Source organism: Nocardia sp. NPDC041819 (assembly GCF_055590505.1).
Map to the genome: position 1 here is coordinate 587,370 of NZ_JBVJAP010000001.1, position 25,693 is coordinate 613,062.

Annotated in this window: 22 protein-coding genes; 16 read left to right on the forward strand and 6 right to left on the reverse strand. The window is 69.0% G+C overall.

Annotation, left to right across the window (positions count from 1 at the left end):
- Positions 1-3: 3 nt before the first annotated feature.
- Positions 4-3,423, reverse strand: coding sequence for a protein kinase domain-containing protein (locus ACZ6DL_RS02730; protein WP_466048582.1), 3,420 nt, complete (start codon positions 3,421-3,423; stop codon positions 4-6).
- 280 nt (positions 3,424-3,703) lie between these two features.
- Between ACZ6DL_RS02730 and ACZ6DL_RS02735 the strand changes: the two genes are divergently transcribed.
- From ACZ6DL_RS02735 to ACZ6DL_RS02745, 3 genes are all read left to right on the forward strand, one after another.
- The gene (locus ACZ6DL_RS02735) at positions 3,704-4,519 is read left to right on the forward strand and encodes an amidohydrolase family protein (RefSeq protein ID WP_466048584.1); all 816 of its coding nucleotides are present in this window, start codon (positions 3,704-3,706) and stop codon (positions 4,517-4,519) included.
- A 150-nt stretch (positions 4,520-4,669) separates the two neighbouring features.
- Positions 4,670-5,050: a DUF1304 domain-containing protein gene (locus ACZ6DL_RS02740; RefSeq protein WP_466048585.1), complete on the forward strand. Its 381-nt coding sequence runs from the start codon at positions 4,670-4,672 to the stop codon at positions 5,048-5,050.
- Between the two features lie 542 nt (positions 5,051-5,592).
- On the forward strand, positions 5,593-5,952 hold the full coding sequence (locus ACZ6DL_RS02745) for a DUF4254 domain-containing protein (protein ID WP_396980213.1): 360 nt from the start codon (positions 5,593-5,595) through the stop codon (positions 5,950-5,952).
- Positions 5,953-6,170: 218 nt separating this feature from the next.
- On the opposite strand, the gene ACZ6DL_RS02750 is transcribed toward ACZ6DL_RS02745, so the two are convergent.
- A complete protein-coding gene (locus ACZ6DL_RS02750; RefSeq protein WP_466048586.1) occupies positions 6,171-6,779 on the reverse strand; it encodes a DUF4126 domain-containing protein in 609 nt (202 codons plus the stop codon).
- A 189-nt stretch (positions 6,780-6,968) separates the two neighbouring features.
- Entirely contained in the window at positions 6,969-7,673 is a 705-nt protein-coding gene (locus ACZ6DL_RS02755) for a hypothetical protein (protein WP_466048589.1), read from the reverse strand.
- 345 nt (positions 7,674-8,018) lie between these two features.
- On the opposite strand from ACZ6DL_RS02755, the gene map reads away from it, so the two are divergent.
- The 5 genes from map to ACZ6DL_RS02780 all read left to right on the forward strand — a co-directional run bounded on the left by map (position 8,019) and on the right by ACZ6DL_RS02780 (position 11,858).
- A complete protein-coding gene (gene map / locus ACZ6DL_RS02760; protein ID WP_062975412.1) occupies positions 8,019-8,882 on the forward strand; it encodes a type I methionyl aminopeptidase in 864 nt (287 codons plus the stop codon).
- A 52-nt stretch (positions 8,883-8,934) separates the two neighbouring features.
- Positions 8,935-10,473, forward strand: a complete 1,539-nt coding sequence (locus ACZ6DL_RS02765) for a cobyric acid synthase (RefSeq protein ID WP_466048592.1) — start codon at positions 8,935-8,937, stop codon at positions 10,471-10,473.
- 142 nt (positions 10,474-10,615) lie between these two features.
- Positions 10,616-10,849, forward strand: coding sequence for an AbrB/MazE/SpoVT family DNA-binding domain-containing protein (locus ACZ6DL_RS02770; protein ID WP_245660075.1), 234 nt, complete (start codon positions 10,616-10,618; stop codon positions 10,847-10,849).
- Positions 10,846-11,238 carry a PIN domain-containing protein gene (locus ACZ6DL_RS02775; protein ID WP_062975416.1) on the forward strand — a complete coding sequence of 131 codons (393 nt, stop codon included), beginning with the start codon at positions 10,846-10,848 and terminating at the stop codon, positions 11,236-11,238. The genes ACZ6DL_RS02770 and ACZ6DL_RS02775 overlap by 4 nt, the downstream gene beginning before the upstream one ends.
- Positions 11,239-11,294: 56 nt before the next feature.
- Positions 11,295-11,858: an alpha/beta hydrolase gene (locus ACZ6DL_RS02780; RefSeq protein ID WP_466048594.1), complete on the forward strand. Its 564-nt coding sequence runs from the start codon at positions 11,295-11,297 to the stop codon at positions 11,856-11,858.
- Here the strand turns inward: ACZ6DL_RS02780 and ACZ6DL_RS02785 are convergent.
- Complete coding sequence (locus tag ACZ6DL_RS02785; RefSeq protein WP_466048596.1) at positions 11,838-12,899, reverse strand: alpha/beta hydrolase; 1,062 nt, start codon at positions 12,897-12,899, stop codon at positions 11,838-11,840. The genes ACZ6DL_RS02780 and ACZ6DL_RS02785 overlap by 21 nt on opposite strands.
- Before the next feature lie 299 nt (positions 12,900-13,198).
- Between ACZ6DL_RS02785 and mqo the strand changes: the two genes are divergently transcribed.
- The 6 genes from mqo (at position 13,199) to ACZ6DL_RS02815 (ending at position 20,049) form a co-directional block, all read left to right on the forward strand.
- On the forward strand, positions 13,199-14,713 hold the full coding sequence (mqo, locus tag ACZ6DL_RS02790) for a malate dehydrogenase (quinone) (protein ID WP_466049531.1): 1,515 nt from the start codon (positions 13,199-13,201) through the stop codon (positions 14,711-14,713).
- Between the two features lie 19 nt (positions 14,714-14,732).
- A complete protein-coding gene (locus ACZ6DL_RS02795; RefSeq protein WP_466048597.1) occupies positions 14,733-15,182 on the forward strand; it encodes a GNAT family N-acetyltransferase in 450 nt (149 codons plus the stop codon).
- Between the two features lie 287 nt (positions 15,183-15,469).
- Positions 15,470-17,434, forward strand: coding sequence for a magnesium chelatase subunit D family protein (locus tag ACZ6DL_RS02800; protein WP_466049532.1), 1,965 nt, complete (start codon positions 15,470-15,472; stop codon positions 17,432-17,434).
- Positions 17,435-17,596: 162 nt separating this feature from the next.
- Positions 17,597-18,211: a cob(I)yrinic acid a,c-diamide adenosyltransferase gene (gene cobO, locus ACZ6DL_RS02805; protein ID WP_391465573.1), complete on the forward strand. Its 615-nt coding sequence runs from the start codon at positions 17,597-17,599 to the stop codon at positions 18,209-18,211.
- Positions 18,212-18,290: 79 nt separating this feature from the next.
- The gene (locus tag ACZ6DL_RS02810) at positions 18,291-19,694 is read left to right on the forward strand and encodes a cobyrinate a,c-diamide synthase (protein WP_466048599.1); all 1,404 of its coding nucleotides are present in this window, start codon (positions 18,291-18,293) and stop codon (positions 19,692-19,694) included.
- Complete coding sequence (locus ACZ6DL_RS02815; RefSeq protein ID WP_466048600.1) at positions 19,681-20,049, forward strand: cobalamin biosynthesis protein; 369 nt, start codon at positions 19,681-19,683, stop codon at positions 20,047-20,049. The genes ACZ6DL_RS02810 and ACZ6DL_RS02815 overlap by 14 nt, the downstream gene beginning before the upstream one ends.
- A gap of 358 nt (positions 20,050-20,407) precedes the next feature.
- Here ACZ6DL_RS02815 and ACZ6DL_RS02820 read toward each other — a convergent pair whose 3' ends face one another.
- Positions 20,408-21,505 carry an Rv3169 family protein gene (locus tag ACZ6DL_RS02820; protein ID WP_466048602.1) on the reverse strand — a complete coding sequence of 366 codons (1,098 nt, stop codon included), beginning with the start codon at positions 21,503-21,505 and terminating at the stop codon, positions 20,408-20,410.
- A gap of 2 nt (positions 21,506-21,507) precedes the next feature.
- Positions 21,508-22,638, reverse strand: a complete 1,131-nt coding sequence (locus ACZ6DL_RS02825) for a phosphotransferase family protein (protein ID WP_466048603.1) — start codon at positions 22,636-22,638, stop codon at positions 21,508-21,510.
- Positions 22,639-22,876: 238 nt separating this feature from the next.
- Between ACZ6DL_RS02825 and ACZ6DL_RS02830 the strand changes: the two genes are divergently transcribed.
- Both ACZ6DL_RS02830 and ACZ6DL_RS02835 read left to right on the forward strand, forming a co-directional pair.
- Positions 22,877-24,235 carry a DoxX family protein gene (locus ACZ6DL_RS02830; RefSeq protein ID WP_466048605.1) on the forward strand — a complete coding sequence of 453 codons (1,359 nt, stop codon included), beginning with the start codon at positions 22,877-22,879 and terminating at the stop codon, positions 24,233-24,235.
- A gap of 101 nt (positions 24,236-24,336) precedes the next feature.
- On the forward strand, positions 24,337-25,677 hold the full coding sequence (locus ACZ6DL_RS02835; protein ID WP_466048606.1) for a DoxX family protein: 1,341 nt from the start codon (positions 24,337-24,339) through the stop codon (positions 25,675-25,677).
- Positions 25,678-25,693: the final 16 nt, after the last annotated feature.

Below are 25,693 nucleotides of genomic sequence, written 5' to 3' on the forward strand. Positions count from 1 at the left end.
CGTTCAGCGCGCCAGCAGTCTGTGCAGGAACCTCGGCGGGACCATCGGCCGCTCGTCGTCCCAATGCCCTTCGCGCAGGTCGTTGTCCAAGCTGTGCAACAGCGACATGATCCAGGGCCCCTCGTCGAGTAACGGCCGGATGAGCCCGGCGTCGGCGTACCGGATCACTACCGGGACCAACTCGTCCTTCGCCGATTCGGTCTTTCCCGCCGCCGCGAGGCAGGAGGCGAGCAATAGTGACGCCTGGGCGGCGGCCCGGGGGCGCCGATCGGCGTCGATGGAATCCCGCAGCTGCCGGGCGCGCGCGGACGCGGCGGCGACCCTTTTGGCGGCTCCGGAACGCAGCAGCATCCGGATCGCGGAGTCCTCGCGCATTTCCGCGGTCATCGTCGCGATACCGCTTTCCCCGGCCGGTGGCTCGGTGACGTAGGTGGCCGTCAGGCCGAGCCGGACCTGCTCGTTGGCGATGCGGGTGGCCAGCCGTGGCAGCTTCAGCGCGCGCGCCACTTCGGCGCCTTCGTCCAGTCGGCGCGCGGCGGCCGCCAGGTCACCGCGCAGGGCTTTGATCCGGGCGCCGGTGGCGTAGTTGGCCATCAGGAAGTCGACCGGGCCGCCCTCGGTGCCGAGCCGGCCCGCTTCGTCCAGCAGGCGCTCGGCGGCGGCGAGCTGGTCGCGTTCGTAGAGCAGCTCGCCGAGCATGGCGCCTGCCAGGCGAGCGGCGTAGGACCGCGGGCCCGATGACTTGGCGACGTCGAGCGCGGTCTGGAAGCTGCGCTCCGCCTGCCCCATATCGAGCTGTTCGCGTGCCGCGACGCCGACCAGGCTGTGGCTGTACACCAAGATGAACGTGCTGCGGGTCTGCCGGTAGAACGGTGTGGCCCAGTCGTGCCATTCCCGGGCCCGCTCGAAGTCGAACCGGCTGAACGCCGTGAACGCGGCCAGGTTCGCGGCTTCGCACAGCACCCACGGCCCCAACGTGTCGGCCCGGCCCAGGCATTTGCTCACCACGGCGTCCACACCTTCCGGATGGTCGGCGAACGCGCGCTCCACACACTCGATGAGATCGGCTTCGAGTGCCAGATCGGGGTCGAGGGTCGGAGCCTTGTCCAGCCCGGCTCGCACCAGCCGTAACGCGGCGTGCGATTCGGTGGGCCTGCGCAGCACCGCGTGGGCCCAGGCGATGGCGATCTGCAGCCGAGGACGCGCGGCGGCGGCCGCGGGCGGAAGTTTGGCGACCAGTCCGAGAAGCGTCGCGAGTTGCGCGTCTTCCACCAGCGCCCGGGATTTCGCCTCGAGGATGTCGACGGCCATTTCCCCGGCGTCGCCGGCCAGCGCGTGGTCGATGGCCTCGCTGAGCATCCCGTGGTCGCCGAACCAGGCGGCCGCCGCGCGGTGGAGTTCGGGAACCTGCTCGGGATGGTCTCGTTCGAGTCGCCTGCGCAGGAACTCCGCGAACAGGTGGTGGTAGCGGAACCAGTCGCCGCTCTCGTCGACGCGGCGCAGGAACAGATTGCGGCGTTCGAGGTTCTCCAGCAAGTCCTGCCCGTGCGGCCGCCCGGTCAGGGCCGTGGCCAGGCTGCCCGAGACCCGTTCCGGGAGTGACGTTTTGAGCAGCACGTCGAGCAGCTCGGGCTCGACGGTGTCCAGCACGTTCTCGGCCAAGTACTCGGCGATGGCATGATCACGCCCGGACAGGTGGGCGATCAGCGAAGCCGGATCGGGGTGCTCGCGCAGCGACAGCGACGCCAGCTGCAATGCCGCCGCCCAGCCCTCGGTGTAGTCGCGCAGCTCGGCGCTCTCGGCGTCCGCCAGGGTGAGCCCGGTCTGCTCGGCGAGGAACGTCCGTGCCTCCTCGGCATCGAAACGCAATGCTGCGGCGTCGATTTCGACCAGCTGGTGGCGCACGCGCATGGTGCCGAGCGGCAGGCCTTGGAGCGATCGGCTGGTCAGGATGATCTGCAGGTGCTGCGGCCCCTCCTCGATCAGGTAGTGCAGGGCGTCGACGGCGGCGGGATCGGTGATCCGATCCCAGTCGTCGATCACCAAGGCGAACCGCTCGTCGCGTTCATCTATGGCGTCGACCAGCGTGGTGAGTACGTAGCGTGCGGCGGCCGCGTCGCCCTCTTCCAGGACCGGCGCCAGGTCGGGGGCCAGCGCCGGGCTCACGCGGTTGAACGCCTCGATCAGATGCGTCAGCAACCAGACGACATTGTTGTCGTCACGGTCTACGTTCAACCAGGCCACCACCACTTTCTCGGCCTCGGCGAGACGCTTGGCCCACTGGGCGGCCAGCGTGCTCTTACCGAATCCGGCCGGGGCATGGATGACGGCCAGGCGCGGTCGCGGCTCGGTCTGCAACGCGTCGATCAGGCGCTCGCGCTGGACCAGCGGCCGGGTGGGCATCGCAGGGCGGAACTTGGTCTCGGGTGTCGGCGGTGTCTTGGGGTGCGGAGTGGAGAACCGCGCGGTGGCGGTCAGCGGCCGCGTACTGAGGTCTTCGGGCGCGGGCTGATCGCCCGCGGGCAGGGTCATGTGCTCGACCTGCATGTCGTTGCCGCGCTGAATGTCGCGCAAGATCTCGCCGAACGCGGCGGCCGAGGCCGGACGGTCGGCGGGGTTGTGCGCCATGCTGACCTCGATGGCGGTGGCCACCTCGTCGGGGATGCCGTCGAGCCGCAGATTCGGGAGCGGTTCGGCGGCGATGCGCAGGAACTGGGCGACGATCTGCTCGCCGGAGCGGCGCTCGTACGCCGCGTGACCGGTGATCATGGCGAACAGCGTCGCGCCGAGCCCGTAGATGTCCGAGGCGACCGAGGGAACGCCGGAACGCAGCACCTCCGGCGCGGTGAACGCGGGGGAGCCGGTCACCACTCCCGTGGTGGTCTCGAATCCGCCCTCCACCCGGGCGATCCCGAAATCGGTGAGTTGCGGCTCGCCGTAATCGGTCAGCAGGACATTCCCCGGCTTGATGTCGCGGTGCAGGATCCCGGCCCGGTGCGCGGTCTCCAAAGCTCCGGCCAATTTCACGGTGATCCCGATCGCCTCGGGCACAGGCAGAAAACCTTCCCGGCGGATACGGTCCTCCAGCGAACCGCGCGAGTGATACGGCATCACGAGGTAGGGCCGTCCGCTGCGGGTGGTCCCCACTTGCAGGATCGGCACGATATTCGGATGGCCGGACAGCGCGCCCATCGCCTGTTGCTCGCGCAGGAATCGTTCGACGTTCTCCGGTTCCAGCTCCGGCCGTGCGGTGAGGACCTTGACCGCGACGCTGCGATTCAACGCCCGCTGCCGACAGCGGTAGACGACACCGAATCCGCCCTTGCCGATCACTTCGGGGTCGTCGAGGCCCGCGCCCTCCAGTTCCCGCTCGATACCTGGAGGCCGATCGTGCTGTGTGGCGAACGGGTCCGAACCGGCCATGGCCCTGCTCTGCGTCGGATGTCTTCAGTCCTGCGGTAGATACCCAGTTTATGCCCAGCGAACCCCGTCCCTGGTTATTACGTTCGATATAGAAGATCAGGTGTAGAGGGCGCTTCGGAAGTGCGCACCCATGGGAACGGGGCCATGCGCTTCGGCGGGGCAACACGCGTGGCAGACGCGGAAGTCGCTGTCCGGCGGTCCGTGTCGCCCCGCAAAACCTCCTATAGCGGACGTGGGCGCAGGGCTGTCGAGCAGCTATGACGTGTGTCAGAATCCGCGCATGACCATCGACGTCTGGGCGCAACATCCGACCCGGCGATTCCTCGCCCACGACATGTTCGCCTCACTGCGGCGGTGGACCGGAGCCGTGATACCGACCGACGAGATCCCGCTCGAGGTCACCCTCGAGGCCATGGACGCCGCGGGCGTCGACCGAGCCCTCATCTCGGCGTGGCACGCGCCGGAAGGCGTCCTCATCTCCAACGACGAGGTCGCCGCCTGGGTGGCCGAGGCCCCGGAGCGCCTGCTTCCGATCGCGTCGGTGGACCTGCGCAGGCCGATGGAGGCGGTACGGGAACTGCGCCGCCGCGTGGAGCAGGGGTTCAAGGGGCTGCGCGTGCTTCCGTGGCTGTGGGAACTACCGCCGACCGATCGCCGCTTCTACCCGCTGTTCGCGGCCTGCGTGGAGCTGGGTGTCCCGTTCTGCACCCAGGTGGGGCACACCGGTCCGCTGCGGCCGTCGGAGACCGGGCGCCCCATCCCGTATATCGATCAGGTGGCGCTCGACTTCCCGGAGCTGACCATCGTCTGCGGGCACATCGGTTACCCGTGGACCGAGGAGATGATCGCCGTCGCGCGCAAGCACGAGAACGTCGTCATCGACACCTCGGCGTACACCACGAAACGCCTTCCGGCCGAACTGGTCTCCTATCTGAAGTCCCGCAGCGGTCGCCGCAAGGTGCTGTTCGGTACGAACTATCCGATGATCTTCCCGCAGCACGCGCTCGACGGCCTCGCCGCCCTCGGCTTGGATGACGAGACCCGCTCGCTGTACCTCGACGGCAATGCGCGGCGTGTTTTCGGACTGGCCGGTTGACCGAATCGTATGGCGGCGTGTCGGGTAGGTGCTGCGCGCTGCTCGGGCCATAAGATGCCTCGGCACGCCGGAGTCGACCGGGCTGTCGCGCGGGTCTCCGCGGGATCCATCGTCGGCGTCATCGGTCGGCGCGCATCGTGAGGAGGTCGAATGCTCTGGGTGGTACAGGTGTTCGCCGTCGCGGCCGCCGTGCTCCATGTCGGCATCTTCGTCATGGAGTCGGTACGGTTCGGCGACCCGAAGGTTCACCAGGGGGTCTTCCGGATTTCGGAGGCCGAACTGCCCTCGGCACGGCCATGGGCGTTCAATCAGGGCTTCTACAACCTGTTTCTCGCGGTGACGACACTGGTGGGCGTGGCGATCCTGCGGTCGGTGCCGGAAGCGGGATGGGCGCTGGTACTCAGCGGCTGCGGATCGATGCTAGCCGCCGCGGTGGTGCTGGTGGCGCACGACCGACAGTTCGCCAGAGGCGCGGTGGTGCAGGGAACGCTACCGGTGCTGACGTTGCTGGCAGCGGCGACCCAGCTCTGAACGCGGCTCACGCGCTGAGGATCGGTGCGCCGCTTCGGTATCGGGTGATCGCCCGATGGATTCTCATCGCCCCGCCGCGTCCGGCGGGCGCCATCGGCCCACCGGTGCCGACCGAAGGTTCGCGGTGGTGGCCGAATTTCGTACTCGCGGGCGGGTGAGCGGCCCGCGAAGATGACCACAAGTCGGGAACGAGCGGCGGTGCGCACCATCGCCGATCGGTGTGGAGCGGCCTCGACCGAGGAGCCGAAAAAGGTTGCGGCCGGTCTGCTCTGGGCGTTCGCGCGCCGTCAGGAGCCCTTGACCGCAGAATGCGGACGCAATCTTGCGTTCTTGCATCTGTACGTGCATGATCCAGCTAGCCTAGTTGTGACAACGATCCGATGGCCGGGATAACGGAATCGAGAGCCAATTATGTTGGTACAAAGAGCGTTGGTGTCGGGTGAACTCGGGGGGCGCCGATGAGCGCGCCGACGGTGGGCGTCTTACCGACCGCACCACAATTGCTGTGCGCTTTCCAGGGCAGGCGTTTCCAGGACAGGGAACTGCTGCGGTCCGCGCACGCCCTCGCCGAGCTGCATCAGCACCGCGTGCAGGTGTTGGACGCCGCACTTCTCGCCGAAATCGACTGTCGGCGCCGCGAACTCGTCGACGAGATCAACGACTGGGTCGCGCAGGAGATCCCGCAGCATCGCAACGGGGCCTCGCTGCACACCGAAAGCCTCGGTGCCGTGGTGGACCGGATGGCGCGTAGCTGGGTGAACGCGAATCAGGTCATTCACACCGAGGGCGCGCGCAGCGACAATACCCATAAACATTGGTATCAACTAGCCGAACTGGTCGACGGGTACACTGATCTGGTAACCGACGTGGCCGGTGGCCGCCGCCGTTTGCCCGAACAATGATTTCGTCGCGACGGTGGTCTCGTCCGCGGTAGTGACACTGCCCCGCAGCGTCACTCGTCCGAATGGCGACGTCCCGGTGCCGAGTCATCCGACCAGTGGCTTCGGCCGGGCGATTTTGTCGCCGGCACAGTGACGGCGGGCGCAATGGGGCGCCCCGCCCGGCGTGCCGCGTGGTCGACTGGCGCGGCACGCCCGCCACCTATTCCGCTGGGTGGCAATTATTCCGCGACTTGTACGCGTTCGACCGCGCGCGCTGCCCGGCGGGCGCGCCGCCGCCGGAGATAACGACGGATTCGGCTCGCGCAGAAATACACCAGCGCCAGACCGAGGACGAGCAGAATCGCCGCGATCACCGCCGCGGCCACAGGGTGGAAAACGGCGAGGGAGACAACCCCGGCGACGGTCACGTCCTCGACGGTGCTGACCACGATATTGCTGGCGGGCTCCGGGGAGGTGTTGACGGCCATCCGCGTTCCGGCTTTCACCAGGTGGCTCATCAGCGCGGCGGTGCCGCCGACCGCGCCCGCCGCGAGCTCCGGCAGCGATCCGTCCTGTCCGGCCAGCAGCGCGGCGACCACGGCTCCCGCAATCGGCCGCACCACCGTGTGCACCGCATCCCAGAACGAGTCGAGAAAGGGGATCTTGTCCGCCACGGCCTCGATCAGGAACAAGACCGCCGCCGCGATCAGGACATCGGTGCGCTGCAACGCTTCCGGCACGGAATCGGTGAATCCGAACCGGCCGAAGAGCCCGAGCAACAGGACCACCGCGTAGGCGTTCACGCCACTGGCCCAGCCTGCGGTGAAGATCAAAGGTAGTACGGACACCTCGCCCATGGTATGGCGAGCGGGCGTTCGGTGCCTGAGGCGTGATGCGTCGTCACGGGTGCGGGGCCGAACGAGAGTGGTGGTCCGAGAACCCCGGCTCGGCGCGGCTCGCGGGGCGGAGGAGGGACCGGCCTGCTCGGCCCCGCATCGGCGCGTTCGAGGGCCGTGACCGGCGCTGTCGACCGGCGGCTAGTTGACGTCTTTGCGGCTCTGCGTCATGAAATCGTTTACCAATGCGCCGAGCCTGTTGGTGAAGTCCGTGAGCGCGGTATCGAGGGCTGCGCTGTCGCGTTTGCGTGCACCGCTGTCGGAAGGGGATGCGGCCGACGTTGTGTACTTTTGGATGAAGGGAAGATAGTGCCGATCGATCATTTCTTTCGCCAAGTTCGGAAATCTATCCATCAGCTCGACCATGTCGTCGCTGGACGACATGGTCGCGACAGAAATGGCGGCCATGAACTCGGTCATCCGCTGGCTGAAATCTCCCACGCCGGAGCGAAATCCCTCGAAGTTGTCGACGCGAAGAAATCCGGCCAGCAGGCCCGCCTGCGCCGTGAGAGCGAACGCGCTGCGGAGGAATTCATAGTAGGCCTCTTTGCGATTTTTCAGTGTTACCTGCACCAATGCCAGTCGCTCTTCACGATCCGCCTTGTTGACCGTGACATAAACGGCCGCCGTCGCGGACACGAAGCTGGAGATGAGCGCAGCGCACAGAGCCGCTATGAGTGCGTAGCGTCCACTCCGGGTGGTCGCATCGGCCCGGGGGGCGTATTCATCCGGAACTGCCGCCGAACCTGGCGCGGAGATTTTCTCCGGCTGGTCCGGAGCGGCATCGACCGTCGGAGCCGTGGCTGTTTCGTCCGAATGCGCTCGAGCGGCTGGTTCGGTGGCCATTCCTACTCCCGCTCGACGAGTGGCTACAGGTCGGCTGATTATCCCACGCGCACATTCGGGTGCGAGTGAAAGCGAGATTTTCGGAGGGCGGCGACTCTACGTAGACTGGGCTATTGTTCGACTTTATCGGGCGTATATGTGGTCACCGATCCCGCGGGCGCTCCTGGACGAGCGCGTTCGGCGAAAGCAGTCGATCGGTGTCACTGACGTCGAGTGCCGGGCGGTGACCGCTACCCGGCACAGCGCGCTTCGAGGCGGTGCGCACCGGGCGGAAGCGGACCGTGGTCCCGGCCTGTTCCCGCTGGCCCTCGGCATCGGCGCGGTCGGTTGATTACGCTGTTCGCTATGTCTGTCCGCACTCGCAAGCCTCTCGTCCCCGGTACCTTGTCGCCCACCCGTGAAGTCCCGCGTGCCATCGAGCGCCCGGAATACGCGTGGAAGAAAACCGCCGACGAGGGACGCGAACCCTGGGTGCAGACCGCGGAGACGATCGAGAAGATGCGCATCGCGGGCAAGATCGCCGCGCAGGCGCTGGAAGAGGCGGGCAAGGCGGTCGCGCCCGGTGTCACGACCGACGAGTTGGACCGCATCGCGCACGAGTACATGTGCGACCACGGCGCCTACCCGTCGACCCTGGGGTACAAGGGTTTCCCGAAGTCGTGCTGCACCTCGCTGAACGAGGTGATCTGCCACGGTATCCCGGACTCCACCGTGATCGAGGACGGTGACATCGTCAACATCGACGTCACCGCCTACATCAACGGCGTGCACGGCGACACCAACAAGACCTTCCTCGCCGGTGACGTCGACGAGGAGGTGCGCCTGCTGGTCGAGCGGACGGAGGAGGCCACCATGCGGGCGATCAAAGCCGTGCGGCCCGGCCGGGCGCTCAACGTGATCGGCCGCGTGATCGAGTCCTACGCCAACCGGTTCGGCTACGGCGTGGTGCGCGACTTCACCGGCCACGGTGTCGGCCCGACGTTCCACAGCGGGCTGGTCGTGCTGCACTACGACCAGCCCGCTGTGGAGACCGTCATCGAACCGGGCATGACGTTCACCATCGAGCCGATGATCAACCTCGGCGGCATCGACTACGAGATCTGGGACGACGGCTGGACCGTGGTCACCAAGGACCGCAAGTGGACCGCGCAGTTCGAGCACACCTTGGTGGTCACCGAGTCGGGGACCGAGATTCTCACCCTGCCGTGACCGGCCGTGATCCGGCCGCCCGGGTGGCCGCTCACCGGATGACCGGACGGCGATGAAGGGCGCGCTGCTCGTCGCGGGCACGACCTCGGATGCGGGGAAGAGCGTCGTCGTGGCCGGGATCTGCCGGATGCTGGCACGGCGCGGCGTGCGCGTCGCCCCGTTCAAGGCGCAGAACATGTCCAACAATTCCGTGGTCACGCTCGACGGCGGGGAGATCGGGCGGGCGCAGGCGTTGCAGGCCGAGGCGTGCGGGCTGGAGCCCAGCGTGCGGTTCAATCCGGTCCTGCTCAAGCCGGGCAGTGACCGTCGTTCCCAGTTGGTCGTGCGAGGAAGGGCGATCGGCACCGTCGGCGCGGAAGACTACTTCCGGCATCGCCGGGAGTTGCGCGACGTGGTGGCCGCCGACCTCGCCGCGCTGCGCGCCGAATTCGACGTGGTCGTCTGCGAGGGCGCCGGTTCGCCCGCCGAGATCAACCTGCGCGCGACGGATCTGGCGAACATGGGGCTCGCGCGCGCCGCGGAACTGCCCGTGCTGCTCGTCGGAGACATCGATCGCGGTGGCGTGCTCGCCCACCTGTTCGGCACCGTCGCCATCCTGGAACCCGAGGATCAGCGACTGATCTCGGGTTTCATCGTCAACAAGTTCCGCGGCGCGGTCGAGCTGCTGCGGCCGGGGTTGGAGCGTCTCACCGAACTCACCGGCCGCCCCACCCTCGGAGTGCTGCCGTATGCCGAGGACCTCTGGATCGATGCGGAGGACTCGCTGGGCACCCTCGCCGACGCGCCGGTCGGCCGCCCTCGGCCTCCGCTGGGCGCCGACTGGCTGACCGTCGCCGCGATCCGGCTGCCGCGCATCTCCAATTCCACCGACGTCGAGGCGCTGGCCTGCGAGCCCGGCGTGGCGGTGCGCTGGGTGACCGAGCCGTCCCGGCTGGCGGGCGCCGATCTGGTGGTCCTGCCCGGCAGCAAGGCGACGGTGTCGGATCTGCGGTGGCTGCGGCGTACCGGCCTCGCCGACGCCCTGCGGGCACGCGCCGCCGCCGGCGGGCCGATCCTGGGTGTCTGTGGCGGGTACCAGATGCTCGGCGCTCGCATCCTGGACCGCGTCGAATCCGGCGCGGGTGAGGTCGACGGGCTGGGGTTGCTCGATCTGAGCGTCGAGTTCGCCGAACCCAAGGTATTGCGCCGTAGCGAAGGGCACGCCGCGGGAATCGCCGTGCGCGGCTACGAGATCCACCACGGCCGCGTCACGCACCGTGGCGACCCCGCATGGCTCAGGGTCGCCGGCGAGCCGGAGGGCAGCGTTCGCGGCGCGGTGTGGGGCACCCATCTGCACGGGCTGCTGGAGTCCGACGAGTTGCGCCGCGCCTGGCTCCGCGCGGTCGCCACGGCGGCGGGCCGCACGGGTTTCGTTGTGGCCGAAGATGTCTCGGTTTCGGCAGTGCGTGACGCGCAGCTCGATCTGCTGGCCGATCTGATCGAAGACCACCTCGACATCGCCGCGCTGGAGCGGTTGCTCTCCGAGGGCGCGCCCGCCGGTTTGCCCATCCTGGCCACCGACGCGGTGCTCGCGGGCGACCGTATCGGTTGACGCGGGCCACCCAGCGCCTTACCTTGCAGTAAGGAATTCGGCTCCAGGTAAGGCTTGGGGTCGGTCGGCACGGTCGGGTGTGAGGATGATGGCGGCGGAGAAGAGGCCCAGCGGCCGAGGGACGAATGTGGTGTCGGCCACGGTGACCAGTAAGGGACAGATCACGATCCCGATCGATGTGCGCGTGGCGATGGGGTTGCGCGCGGGCGTGCGAGTCGCGTTCGTGCCCACGCCCAACGGCACCTACGAGCTGGTGCCCGAAACGCGCACGATCAAAGCGCTCAAGGGCATCCTCGGCTGGTCCGGCTCGCCCATCGGCCTCGCGGAGATGAACGAGGCGATCGCGGGCAACGTCGTGGAAGGTAAGCGCGGATGATCGGGCTGGACGCGAATGTGCTGATCCGCTACCTCACCCAGGACGACCCGGAGCAGTCCGCCCGGGCCAACCAGGTGATCGACGGGCTCAGCGAGACCGAACCCGGCTACGTCACGATGATCGTGCTCGCCGAGATCCACTGGGTGCTGCGCCGTGGCTACAAACAGGATCCCGAGGCCGTCACCGATGTGCTGCTCGGGCTGCTCGACTCGAGCGAAATCGTGGTGGAGCGCGCCGACACCGTGCGCCAAGCGCTGCGGCGGGCCGCCGACGGCGCGGACTTCGCCGACGCGCTGATCCAGCAGCTCGGCCAGGAGGCCGGTTGTGAACTGACCGTCACCTTCGATCACAACGCAGGTGAGCGGGCCGGGATGCGCCTGCTCGCCTGATTCCGCCACCCCCGACCCGCCGCCGTAATGCCCTTATCCGTGTAGCGTGATTCGGCATGGAATCTCGGCAGATCACGGTGGGTGACCGGGCGTGGACCGTGCGGATCGACGGGCCGGAATCCCGGCACAGCGTGCTGCTGCTGCCCGACGCGGGTGATTCGGCGGACGTCTTCGATCAGGTGTGCACCCGCCTGCACACCTCGGATCTGCGCACCTTCGCGGTGGAGTCGATCGAGGGCCTGGACGCGGCCGCCGTGACCGCGATCCTGGACGAACTCGCTCTGCCGTGGGTGAACGTGGCCGGTTGCGGCGCGGGCGCTGTGCTGGCATGGCAGGCGTGCGCCCGCGGATTCGGCCGCTTCCAGAGCCTGGTCGTGGCCGATCGCGGTCACCCGGCCACGCCAGGGCCAGACGGAGCGGTGGCGGACGCGTCGACCGGCCCGGTCGAGGTGCCGACCACGCTGCTGGTCACCAAGAATCTGCCGCGCTCGGTGGCCGACGCGTCGGGACGGTTCGTCTACGGCGAGTTCCGGGTGGTCGAGGTCGACGTCACCGACGTGGCCACCGAAGCAGGCCACGAGCTGGCCACCGAGATCGTGCTACGCACCAGCCTCTGGTGACGTCGCGCCCTGGTAGTCCGCGAGCCATTCGAGCCAGTTGTCGAGTTCGCGGAAGGCCTGGGCCAGCGGTTCGGGGCCGGAGAGGAACACGTCGTGCTTGGCGCCGTCGATCGGCACCATGTTGGTGCGGTCGCCCAGGCAGCCCGACCAGCGCTGGATCTGCTTGACGTCGAGCACGGCGTCGGCCACGTCCACGGCGGGGCCGTACTCCTTGGCGAACTTCGTCATCCGGGAGCGCAGGATCAGTGAGGGCACGCCGATGTCGAGGCCCTGGTGCAGCCGCGCGTGGCCGTTGCGGATCGCGCGCAGCCAGCCGAGCCGCACCGGGAAGCCGTGCAGCGGTTTCCAGTCCAGGTTGTAATCCCACTCGCCGGACGCGGAGCGGTGCAGACTGTCGCCATAGGTGCTGATCTTGGCGCCGGGCAGCTGGACCATCCTCCGGAAGCGTCCGACCGCCTTGATGATCGGCGTTCCGACGGTCCGGTAGTACGCGGGACCCTGCAGGTCGAACCACGGGCTATTGAGCACCACGCCGGTGATGCCCGCGGCGGCCGTACCCTGCGCGCGGTTGAGCCGGTCCAGCCACAGCGACACGACCAGGCCGCCGGTGGAGTGGGCGTTGACAACCACGGGGGCGCCGGTCTCGGCCCGGACGATCCGCAGCGACTCCGCGAGCTCGCGGTCGTAGAAAGCGAGATCCGTCACATAGTGCGGGGTATGTCCTTCGCGCAGCGAGCGGCCGCATTTGCGCAGGTCGAGTGCGTAGAACTGGAATCCGCGCGCGGCGAAGTGCTCGGCGAGGTGTTCCTGGAAGAAGTAGTCGGTGAATCCGTGGACGTAGAGCACCGCGCCCGCGGTCTGCTCGACGGCGCCGGAGGGCACGTAGCGCACCAGCGTGGCCACCACCTCGCCTTCGCCGTCGGGATCGGGGCCGAGGGGCAGCGTGCGCTGCTGGTACTGCGGGCCCAGGACGTCGGGGCGCCAGCCTTCGCCCTCCGGAGAAGTGCTGACCGGCTCGGCAAGCGACTGTTCGTTCGTCACGCGACCAATGTATTGGACGGTGTCCCGCGCCGACAGACCACGGCGGTCCATCGGCCGCCGAAGTGACGACGATCTCTGTCGCATTCCGCACATTCCGCAGGCTCGTTGCCGGGCGGCGGCGTGGTGAGGTGCACAATTGGGCTTAGGTGAACGGCGGGTAACCTGACTCCCGCCATGCCGTTCGGGACCGGCGGACGCCGGAACCGAGCCACAACTACACCGTGCCCAGGCAGGTCCACCCGCCCGGTGGGCCCGCGCAGAAGGACAAGGAAGTCGATCTACCCGTGCCGAACGCTGCCATGACTGAAAAGACCGATGTAGTACTCATCGGTGCCGGCATCATGAGTGCCACTCTCGGCGCGCTGCTGCGGCAGCTGCAGCCGGAGTGGTCGATCTCCCTGTTCGAGCGGCTCGACGCCGCCGCGGCCGAGAGCAGCGATCCGTGGAACAACGCGGGTACCGGGCACTCCGCGCTCTGCGAGCTGAACTACAGCCCGCAGCTACCCGACGGCTCGGTGGACATCACCAAGGCCGTCGACATCAACGAGCGGTTCCAGGTCTCCCGCCAGTTCTGGTCCTACGGCGTGGAGAACGGCATCCTGCGCGATCCGTCCGCCTTCATCAACCCGATCCCGCACGTCAGCTTCGTGCACGGCGCCGAAAACGTGGAATACCTGCGCAAGCGGTACGAAGCGCTGGCGCCGCACCCGCTGTTCGAGGGCATGGAGTTCATCGACGGTCCCGACGAGTTCACCCGGCGGTTGCCGTTGATGGCACGCGGTCGGGACTTCTCCGACCCGATCGCGCTGAACTGGACCGACGGCGGCACCGATATCGACTTCGGCTCCCTCACCCAGGAACTGCTCGCCTACCTCGGCTCCTCCGGCGCGGACCTGGCCTTCGGGCACGAGGTGCGTGACCTGTCCAAGCAGTCCGACGGGTCCTGGCTGGTCACGGTGCGCAACGTGCGCACCCGCGAGACGCGCACGCTGATCAGCAAATTCGTCTTCGTCGGCGCGGGCGGCGGCGCGCTGCCGCTGCTGCAGAAGGCAGGCATCAAGGAGGCGAAGGGATTCGGCGGGTTCCCGGTCAGCGGCCAGTTCTTCCGCTGCGTCAACCCGGCGCTGATCAACCAGCACGAGGCCAAGGTGTACGGCAAGGCGGCGGTCGGCGCTCCGCCGATGTCGGTGCCGCATCTGGACACCCGTGTGATCAAGGGCAAGCCGGGCCTGTTGTTCGGCCCGTACGCGGGCTGGACCCCGAAGTTCCTCAAGGACGGCAAGAACACCGACCTGTTCAAGTCGGTGCGGCCGAACAACATCTTCTCGCTGCTCGGCGTCGGCGTCACCGAGCTCGGTCTGACCAAGTACCTGGTCAGCGAGCTGCTGAAGTCGGAGGCGGGCAAGGTCATCACGCTGTCGGAGTTCATCCCGCGCGCCGAGGCCAAGGACTGGGAGCTGATCACCGCGGGCCAGCGCGTGCAGGTCATCCGCCGTAAGGGCGCGGGCGGCGTGCTCGAGTTCGGCACCGCCGTGATCTCCGCGCAGGACGGCACCATCGCCGGTCTGCTCGGCGCGTCCCCGGGCGCCTCCACCTGCGTCACCGCCATGCTGGACGTCATGCAGCGGTGTTTCCCGCAGGAGTACGCCACGTGGACGCCGAAGCTGAAGGAGATGGTGCCCTCGCTGGGCATCAAGCTGTCCGAGGACCCGGCGTTGTTCCACGAAGTGTGGGATTGGACCTCCAAGACGTTGAACCTCGTCGACGGCGGCGACAACACGCCGCGACATGCAGGGGTCGCGGCGAACGCCTAGGTTGTGATAGCAAGGCGCGATGATGTCAACGGTTGCTCTCAAACGCTCCTGGGCGCAGGATCTCGATACCGCGACGCTCTACCAGCTGTTGAAACTTCGCGTCGAAGTGTTCGTCGTCGAGCAGAAGTGCGCGTACCCCGAACTGGACGGCAACGACCTCCTCCCGGAGACTCGCCACTTCTGGCTCGATGACGAGGGCGAGGTCATCGCCACGCTGCGGCTGTGCGAGGAGCACCACGACGGCGTGAAGAGCTTCCGGATCGGCAGGCTCTGCACGGCGGCGCCCGCCCGCGGGCACGGCTACACCACTCGACTGCTGCAGGCGGCGCTGGCCGAGGTCGGTTCGGCGACGGTTCGCCTGAGCGCCCCGAGCTACCTGATCGACCTGTACACCAAACACGGCTTCAAGGTCGACGGGCAGGGATTCGAAGAAGACGGCATCCCGCACGTGCCCATGCGCAGAGGTTGATGTTTTCCAGCATTTGAGGCGCCGGGAGTTCGTGGCCCTTTGTGGTTCGGGCCGCGAACGGCGCATGCTCGGTCTCGCTTCGCTCGGAAAACGTGGTGGAGGCGAGCGGGCGCGCTGGATTCGCTCGAATCCGTGCCCCCTGCGCGGCACCCCTGCGGAGCCATGAGTGGATCGGCGGTGGGTGCGGTTCAGGGGGTGCGCGCATCGGTTCTGAATCGAAGGGCACTGTGGGGCCGGTGCGGCCCCGCGCTTAGAGTTGGGGCGTGTCCGTGTCCCATGCCGAAACAGTGCCGACGTCCGACCAGCGCAGCCGAACGATCCCGGGTTCGGACGGTGAAGCGGGTTTTCCCTTCTCGGCGGTGGTCGGTCAGGAACGGCTGCAGCTGGCGCTGATCCTCTGCGCGGTGCATCCCGGCATCGGCGGCGTCCTGGTGCGTGGGGAGAAGGGCACCGCGAAGTCGACCGTGGTGCGCGCGCTGGCGCAGCTGCTGCCGCCCGTGGTGGACGAGACCGGCGCGCGGCCCGCCCGCTTGGTGGAGCTGCCGGTGGGCGCGACCGAGGACCGCGTGGTCGGCTCGCTGGACCTGGAGCGCGTGCTGCGCGACGGGGAGCAGGCGTTCCGCCCCGGCCTGCTGGCCGCCGCCCATCACGGTGTGCTGTACGTCGACGAGGTCAACCTGCTGCACGACCATCTGGTGGATGTGCTGCTGGACGCCGCGGCGATGGGGCGGGTGCACATCGAACGTGACGGCGTCTCGCACTCGCATCCGGCGCGTTTCGTGCTGGTGGGCACCATGAATCCGGAGGAGGGCGAACTGCGTCCGCAGCTGCTGGACCGGTTCGGCCTGACCGTGGACGTGGCCGCTTCCCGGGACGTGGACGTGCGCATGGCGGTGGTGCGCCGCAGGCTGGACTACGAGGCCGACCCGGCCGGATTCGCCGCCCGGTACGCCGCTGCGGACCACGAGGTGGCCGAGCAGATCCTCGCCGCCCGCGACCGGCTGGGGCAGGTGGTGCTCGACGACGTGGAACTGCGCCGCATCGCCGCGCTGTGCGCCGCGTTCGACGTGGACGGGATGCGGGCCGACCTGGTCGTCGCGCGCACCGCCACCGCGCATGCCGCCTGGCGCGGTGCCGACGCGGTAACCGAGGACGACGTGCGGGTGGCCGCCGAACTGGCGCTGCCGCACCGGCGCAGGCGCGATCCGTTCGACGAGCCCGGCATCAGCGAGCAGCAGCTCGACGACGCCATGCGCGACGCGGCCGAGCAGGCGCGGCCCGAGGAGGAGACCTCCACGCCGAGCGGTCCGGACGGCACGCCCCGGGATGCCGAGGAGCCGGGCGACGATCCGGACGGTGGCCCGGACAACCCGTCGCCGCCCGAAGGTCCGGGTGGTGGGCAATCGCGTGAAGGGCGCAGTGGCGCACCGACGTCCGCCGGTTCGCGAACACCGCGCTGGGAGGTGCCCGGCGTCGGCGAAGGCGCTCCGGGGCGGCGCTCGCGCGCGGAATCACGGCACGGGCGGGTGGTGCGTCCGAGTGCCGACACGTCCTCGGGCCTGCATCTGCTCGGCACCGTCTTCGCGGCCGCGCCGCATCAGCGTTCCCGCGGCCGCGGGAACGGGCCGTTGCGGCTGACCGCCGAAGACCTCCGCGGCGCGTATCGAGAAGGGCGCGAAGGGAATCTGGTCGTCTTCGTGGTCGACGCCTCCGGTTCCATGGCCGCCCGCGACCGGCTGTCCGCCGTCACCGGCGCGGTGGTGACACTGCTGCGGGACGCGTATCAGCGCCGCGACAAAGTCGCTGTCGTCAGCGTGCGCGGCGCGGAGGCCGAACTCGTCCTGCCGCCCACTTCGTCGGTCGACATCGCGGTGCGCCGGTTGTCCGGAATGCGCACGGGCGGGAAGACGCCGCTGGCGGCGGGCCTGCTGAAGGCCAGGGAGATCGTGCTGCGCGAGCGTGTGCGCGATCCGCGCCGCAGGCCGATGCTGGTGCTGCTGACCGACGGTCGCGCGACGGGCGGGACCGACCCCGTTCCCCGCGCCCGCGCCGCGGCCCGCTTACTCGCCAGGGACACAGTCACCTCGATCGTCGTCGACTGCGAACGCGGCATGATCCGCCTCGGCCTCGCCGTGGATCTGGCCCGCGACCTGCGCGGGGGCTACCTGAGACTGGCCGAGCTGACCGGTGCGGCGGTCGCGGACGTCGTCCGCGCGAGTTCCGGGAACGGTAGTTCGGCGCGAGCGGCGTGAGCACGACTTTCCAACCGTGTGCCCGTGGAGGTCGCGCCCCCTTCGGAGACGGTGGGGAGACCCGGTGAGTCGGCGTCCAGCGGTGGTGGGCGGTTCGCGCGGCTTCCGGTCCGGACATGGTGCACAGGTTCGGAGTGATCCGAGGACGAGCAAGGAGATTCGATGCCCAAGGGTGTTCCGGAGACAGTTCCTGACGACGGGCTGACCACGCGGCAGCGGCGCAATCAGCCGGTGCTCGCGGTGCACACCGGGCCGGGCAAGGGGAAGTCGACGGCCGCGTTCGGGATGGCGCTGCGGGCGTGGAACCAAGGCTTCGACGTCGCGGTGTTCCAATTCGTGAAGAGCGCCAAGTGGAAGGTCGGGGAGGAAGCCGCCTTCCGCGCCCTCGGCACACTGCACGAGCAGACCGGCGCGGGCGCGCCGGTCGAGTGGCACAAGATGGGCGAGGGCTGGTCCTGGACCCGCAAACAGGGCACCGAGCAGGACCACGCCGCCGCCGCGCTGGCGGGCTGGCAGGAGATCGCCCGCCGCCTGCGGGCCGAACAGCACCGCTTCTACGTCCTGGACGAGTTCACCTACCCCCTGAAATGGGGCTGGGTCGACGTGGACGAGGTGGTCGACACCCTCAACGCCCGCCCCGGCAACCAGCACGTCGTCATCACCGGGCGCGACGCACCCCAACCCCTCCTGGAAGCCGCCGACCTGGTCACCGAGATGACCAAACTCAAACACCCCATGGACGCGGGCCGCAAAGGCCAACGAGGCATCGAATGGTGATCCCCGCGAGTGGCACATCGCCGCGGCGAATCGAGAGAGGGCCGCACGATGGTGTGCCACTCGCGGGGCGGGTGCGGCGATGAAGGCGGTGGTGGTGGCGGCGCCGGCGTCGGGGAGCGGGAAGACGACGGTGGCGACCGGCCTGGTGGGCGCGTTGCGGAAGGTGGGGCATCGGGTGGCGCCGTTCAAGGTGGGGCCCGACTACATCGATCCGGGGTATCACGGGTTGGCGGCGGGGCGGCCGGGGAGAAACCTGGATCCTGTGCTGGTGGGGGTGGAGCGGGTTGTGCCGCTGTTCCGGCACGGGGCGCTGGGGTGCGATCTCGCGGTGGTCGAGGGCGTGATGGGGTTGTTCGACGGGCGGATCGATGACGAGCACGCCGGTCCGGTGGCGGAGGGGTCGACGGCGCAGGTCGCGGCCTTGCTGGGAGCGCCGGTGGTGCTGGTGGTGGACGCGCGAGGGCACAGCCAGAGCCTCGCGGCGCTGCTGCACGGATTCGCGACCTTCGACAGCGGCGTCCGGCTCGGCGGGGTGATCCTGAACCGGGTCGGCAGCGAACGGCACGATCAGGTGCTGCGCGCCGCCTGCGATCGAGTCGGGCTGCCGGTGCTCGGGTCGTTGCCGCGCCTGGCCGAACTCGAAGTCCCGTCCCGGCATCTCGGCCTGATCCCCGCCGTGGAACACGGGTCGGCCGCGACGGCGGCGGTGGCGGCGATGACGGATCTCGTCGCCGCGCACGTGGACCTGGGCGCCATCGCGGCGCTCGCTCGCTCGTCGGTCACCGGACCCGCGTGGGATCCCGCCGCCGCCGTGCGTGGTCTGGAAGGAGAAGAGGCGTCCACCGGGGCCGATCGGGAGGGTCCGCTGATCGCCGTCGCCGGTGGCCCGGCATTCACGTTCGGCTACGCAGAGCATCGTGAATTGCTGGTGGCCGCGGGGGCGCAGGTAGTCGTTTTCGACCCGCTGCACGACGAATTGCCCACCGGGACAGCGGCATTGGTGCTGCCAGGTGGGTTTCCCGAGGAACACGCCGCGGACCTGGCGGCCAATTCCGTCCTGTTGCGGGCGGTGGCCGACGCCGCTCGGCACGGGATGCCGGTGCACGCCGAATGTGCCGGGCTGCTGTATCTGACCCGATCGCTGGACGGCCACCCGATGGCAGGCGTGGTGGATGCCGACGCCGCGTTCGGACCGCGTCTGACCCTCGGCTACCGGGACGCCGTCGCACTGGCCGACTCGCCGCTGTGGCGGGTCGGCGAACGGGTCAGGGGGCACGAGTTCCACCGCACCTGTCTGGTGTCGGCGCCGCCGAATCCGGCGTGGGGCTGGCGCGGCAGCGCGGGAGAGGCCGTCCGGGAAGGGACGCTGAGCGGCAATGTGCACGCGTCGTACCTGCACACCCACCCGGCGGGGAATCCCGCGGCGGTGCGGCGATTCGTCACCGCGGCAATGCGATTCGCGAGTTCCGGTGCCACCGGCTGATGTTGTCGTCGGCATCGGACTACGGCCGGGCGCATCGGCGGCCGTGATCCGCGCCGCGCTGCGCGAGGGCGTGAGTGGCTACCGGATAGCGTGCCTGGCCACCATCACACAGCGCTTCGCCGAGCCCGGACTGCGCGCCGTCGCCGCGGAGCTCCAGGTGCCGCTGCGGTCCTACTCCGCCGCGGAACTGGCGAACGTCGCCGTCCCCCACCCGGGAAGCCGCACACAGGCGGCCGTCGGCACGGCGAGCGTCGCGGAGGCCGCGGCGCTGCTCGCCGCCGGGGGCGGGCCGCTGGTGATACCGAAGCGCGTCGTGCAGGGCGTGGTGCTCGCGGCAGCGCAGCTCGAGCGGTAGAACCATCGATCGAACGCGGGTTCGGCCGCGAGCGCTGCGCTGGCGGAGAGAATGGCGGTGTCGCAACGATCGGCGACTGTCGCCACGCGATAGCCGCCGCGCAACCGGCCCGGACCCGCAGGCTTGGATGTGCTGTCCGGCCCGGCCTGTGGCGTATCCGAGCACCTCGTGAAGCTCCGATCGCGGCCCGGGGCGAAGCCATTCGGCTGCGGGTACGACGGCGGTGTGCCGTTGGCGCTGGTGCTCAGCTGCTGCTGGATGCGCCGTCGCCGGAACTCGGCCCCGCGGTGCGTCCGGGCACGCACGTCTTTCGGGGACCGGTCACGGACGCCCGTGTCGGCGGCGGTGCGGCACCGGGTCAGGGTGCGACCGAGCCCCAGTCGGCGAAGCCGGTGGGGTCGTGGCGGCCGATGCTGGCGTGTTCGAACAGGCCCCATCCCTCGGCCTCGCCGCAGCGGGCACGCGCGACGTGGTCGGTCACCCCGTAGGGGGTGCGGGCGACGATCGCCGGATCGGTGAGGTCGTAGCGGCTGGAGGAGGACCAGTCGCGGCCCTTCCACTGGCCGTGCTGCCAGTCGGGATCGCCGCCGTAGCCGCAGCCGACGTGCAGCGGGACGCCGATGCCCGGCGTGATCTCGATCTCCAGGGGTTTGCCGTCCGGCGTGGTCAGCTCCAGTCGCGCACCGACGGGATGCCTTGTGCCGGAGCGATAGTCGATCGATATTCGGGGCCAGCCGAGTTGTTCGGTGCGCCCGTCCGGCCAGATCCGGGTCGCGTCGTTGAGCGTGCGCCTGCCGTCCGGCTCCTCCTGCACGATGATCACGACGGCGAAGTCCTCGAACCGCAGCGGCACGTACAGCCACCAGAACCCGCCGGACGGCTCGGTGGCCGCGCGTCCGGGCGGCTCGGTCTCCCCGACCGGGCGGATGCCCCACGAGCGGTCCCTGGTCCCGGTCCACACCGCCGGGTCGACGGTGATGTCGTCGCCGTCCACGTGCAGCGTCCCCGCCCACGAGCCGACCTGCGCGAACCGGGACGCGTCGATGATCGGCCGGTTACCCGCGAGAATCAGGTGCGGTTGTTCCTGGACGGCGGGAAAGGCGCCGTTCCAGGTGAGGTCGAAGCTCAGATCGTCGTGTTCGCAGACCACCCGCAGGCGCCGCAGCGGCTCCAGCACCTCGATGCGGTAGCCGCCGACGCGCTGGTCGAGGCCACGGTCGCCGAGCGCGTCGGAGAAGCGCACCGCGCGCACCGCGTCGCCACGGCGGACGGCGGCGTAGGCGTCGGTCACCCCGAGGTTGGGATACACGCCGAAACCGGTGATCAGAAACGTGCCGCCGTCGCGGTCGTGGGCGTTGAAGTAGCTGCGGTCGTAGAAGTTTCGATCGCTGGAGGCCACCCGGGCCAGCGACAGCGGGGTCTGATGGATGGGGTACTCGTCCAAAGGCACAGGCATGGTCAGTCCCATTCGTAGGTTCCGTCGAGCAGCGCTTCCAGGCTTGCCCGGTGCATGACGTAGTCGTCGCGATCCGGCGTGTCGGTGTCCTCACCGAAGTGGATCATCCTGCGCTTCACCCGCGCCATGACGATCGCGTGCCGCAACGCGGCGTAGACGATGTAGAAGTCGAGATCGCGCACCGAGTGACCGGTCAGCTCCTCGTATTTCGACACCACGTCGTCGCGGCGCAGGAAATCGGGCAGCCCGGGTTGCCCGAAGCGAGTGGCCAGATCCTGGAAGAACCGATGGATGAAGATCAGCCAGCCCAGATCCAGCTCGCGCGGCGCCAGCGCGGCCATCTCCCAGTCCAGCACCGCCACCGGGTCGAATTCGCGGTAGATGATGTTGCCCGGGCGGGCGTCGCCCCAGCTGAGCACGTCCGGGCCGGGGTCGGCGGGCCAGTGCTCGTCCAGCCACGCGAAACTCCGCTCGATCAGCGGGATCTCGAAGCCGTCGTCCGCGAGCGCCCACCGGTACCACGAGCGCTGGGCGGCGACGTGCCTGCGCAGCGCTTCGCCCGGTCCGCTCAGCATCGGGAACAGCGCCGCGGGATCGGGGATGCCGTGGATCTCGGCGATCACCTCGACGGTGTTGTGCGTGAGGCGCAGGCGCTCGGCCGGGTCGGCGTCGAACAGCCAGCCGACGAACACGTACGGCGGGTTGTCCGTCGGCACCCGTCCGTCGACGCGGCGCATCACGAAGAACGGCGCGCCGAGCGGCTTCTCGTCGTTCTCCAGCCAGCACAGGCCCGGCACCGGCACGTCGGTGGCCGCGGCCACGCCCGCCATCACCTGGTACTGGGTGGCCAGGTCGTAGGTCTCGAAGACCGGGAACGACCCGGCCTCCGGCGCCATCCGCGCGACGAACGATCCGCGCTCCGGCCGCCCTGCGGCGCTCCACTCGGCGTCGAACAGGATCGACGTGCTGGACATGCCGCCGGACTGTGGACGCGCCAATTCGGAGATCCGCGGCAGATCGTCCGCGGTGACCTTCGTGTGCAGCCAGCGCGCCAAGTCGCCGGCGAGTGCGTCCAGGTCGCGTTCGCTGACGGTCAGCTGATGTCGCTGTGCCGGGTCCGGATCGTCGGTCATCAATGTCCTCCTGACACGTGCGGCCCGGATGCACCGCCCGCGGTGCGCCGGGATACGCGACTGTAACGCGTTCTAGTTCTCGGCGGGCCGGAACCGCGGACGAATCCCGCTGAGCACGGTGGGGCAGGCACGTAGGCCGAAAGAGGTACCCGGAAAACGGGGGTTTTCCCGGAGGTCATCCCATGACCTGGTCGGATACGTTCGGCAAGCCAGAGTGTCGACCGGTGAGGGGAGCGGTGTGCGTACCGTCGAAACGGATGTGGTGGAGTCCCGCGGTGGCCGGACGCGGGCCGGTGACGAGCGTCGTCCATGGAGCCCGCAGGCCCGGATCGCGTTCCGCTTCGCCTTCGCCTACTTCGGGCTGTTCTGCGTGCTGTTCGCACAGATCCTCTTCGTGTTCACCGGCATCCTGAGCAAGTGGCTGCCGGAGAGCGCCGTCATCTGGCAGATGCGCGCGACGAGCCCGCTCGTCGGCTGGGTCGGTGACCACGTCTTCGGTGTGGACGCCGTCTTGCACGAGGATTCCGGCAGCGGCGACCAGGCCGCCATCTGGCTGCTGATCTTCTGCGAACTCGTCGCGGCGGCGCTGATCACGCTCGTCTGGTCGATCCTGGATAGACGCCGCCGGGACTACATCACCCTGCGCACCTGGTTCGTGCTGTTCGTCCGGCTGTGCCTGGGCGGCCAGATGCTCTTCTACGGTCTGGCCAAGGCGATTCCGTCGCAGATGCCTGCGCCGTCGCTCACCGCGCTGCTGCAACCGTACGGGACGATGAGCCCGGCTTCGGTGCTCTGGAACCAGGTCGGCGCCGCGCCCGCATACGAGGTCCTGCTCGGCACGGCGGAAGTGCTCGGCGGGCTGCTGCTGTTCGCGCCGCGCACCGCGACGGCGGGCGCGCTGGTGAGCCTGGTGAGCATGGCGCAGGTGTTCGTGCTGAACATGACCTACGACGTGCCGGTGAAGATCCTCTCGTTCCACTTGCTGCTGTTGTCGCTGGTCGTGCTGGCGCCGCAGGCCGGGCGGTTGGCGAATGTGCTCGTGCTGGAACGCCCGGCCGAACCGGCCACACAGCCCGCCCTGTTCGCTTCCCGCCGCGCGAACCGAGTGGCGGCGGCGCTGCAAGTGGCTCTGGGGTTGTGGGTTCTGCTCGGTGGGGTGCACATCGGCTGGCAGACGTGGCGCGAGGCGGGCGACGGCGCGCCGAAACCTCCGCTCTACGGCATCTGGACCGTCGGCGAGTTCAGCAGGGACGGGCATCCGGCGCCGCCGCTGATCACCGACGAGGGCCGCTGGCGCCGGCTGATCGTCGACCGCCGGGGTACGACGGTGCAGAAGATGGACGACTCGTTCCTGCCCGTCGTAGCCGTGGTCGACGAGGCCGCGCACACCATCGCGCTGTCCGCGGCTGCGCCGGACACACCGCCGAACCGCCTGGGTGCCTTCACCTTCACTCAGCCCACCCCGGACACGTTGCGGCTCACCGGTGAGTTGAACGGAACGCCGGTGACGCTGTCGCTCGACCGGATGGACCCGAACTCCTTCCCGTTGCGCAGCCGGGGCTTCCACTTCGTCCAGGAATACCCGTACTTCCGCTGACCCCCTGATCCGGCGGCAGCGGGTGATCCAGCCGAAACACGCTTCGGCCGCGGCGCTTTTCGATACCTTCGGTCTGCATCGACCGAACTGGAGGGACCGCCGTGACCGAAGCGATCCTCGACCGAACAGACGCCGCGGACGCGGTGGGTTCCGATACCAGGCCTTGGCCCGGGGCGATCCGGGTGGCGTTCCGTTTCGGCTTTCTGTACTTCGGGCTGTTCTGCCTGGTGTATCCGTCGGTCGTCCCCGAGTTCCTCGGACTGGCGCGCGAGTGGCTGCCGGAATCGGTGAACTCCGGCCTCGCCCGTGCTCTGCGCCCGGTGATCGAGGGGACCGGAACACGGGTGTTCGGTACGTCCGTGGCGGCGAACACGGCTTCGATCAGTGGCGACCAGGCCTACTTCTGGGTGCTGGTGTTCGTCGTCCTCGTTGTCGCGGTACTCGGCACACTGGTCTGGAGCGTGCTGGATCGGAACCGGCCGCACTACCGGGCCGTGCTGCCCTGGTTCCTGTTGTTCGTGCGCCTGTGCCTGGCCGGGCAGATGATCGCCTACGGCATGGCGAAGGCCATCCCGACGCAGATGCCGCCGACACCGCTGAGCCGGTTGCTCGAGCCCTACGGGAATTTCAGTCCGATGGCGGTGCTCTGGAACCACATCGGGGTCTCGCCGCAGTACGAGATCCTGCTCGGCTGCGCGGAACTGCTCGGCGGTGTACTGCTGTTCGTGCCGCGCACCGCGCTGGTGGGCGCGATGCTGAGCCTGGTGTGCACGACACAGGTGTTCGTGCTGGACATGACCTACGACGTACCCGCGAAGATCCTGTCGTTCCACCTGATGCTGCTGTGCCTGGTGCTGCTCGCCCCGGAGGCCGGGCGTCTGGCGAACGTGCTCGTGCTGAACCGCCCGGCCGGACCGTCGAGCACGCCGCCGCTGCTGCGCACGCCGCGAGCCGAGCGAATCGCGGCGTCGGCGCAGATCGCGCTCGGGGTCTGGTTGCTGTTCTCGAACGCCTACACGGGCTGGGAAAGGTGGACCGAGCAGGGCGCGGGGCGACCGGAACCGCCGCTGTACGGCATCTGGGCGGTCACCGAATTCAGCGTCGGCGGCACACCGCTTCCGCCACTGACCACCGAGGAACGGCGCTGGCAGCGCCTGGTCTTCGACCGGGACGGCGCCACCGTGCAGCGGATGGACGGCCAGTTGGTTCCGGTGCTCGCGATGGTCGATCCGGCGGCGCGCACCCTGGTCGTGGTCGCGCCGCCGCGAACGGAACCCTTGGGCAGCTTCGGTTTCGACCGGCCCGCGCCGGAGCGGCTGACCCTGACGGGCACGCTCGCCGGGCAGCCGGTCTCGGTCGCGCTGACCTCGGTCCCGATCGACGACTTCCCGTTGCGCAGCCGTGGATTCCATTGGGTGCAGGAGTATCCGTACTTCCGCTGAGCCACCCGGTCGGGAC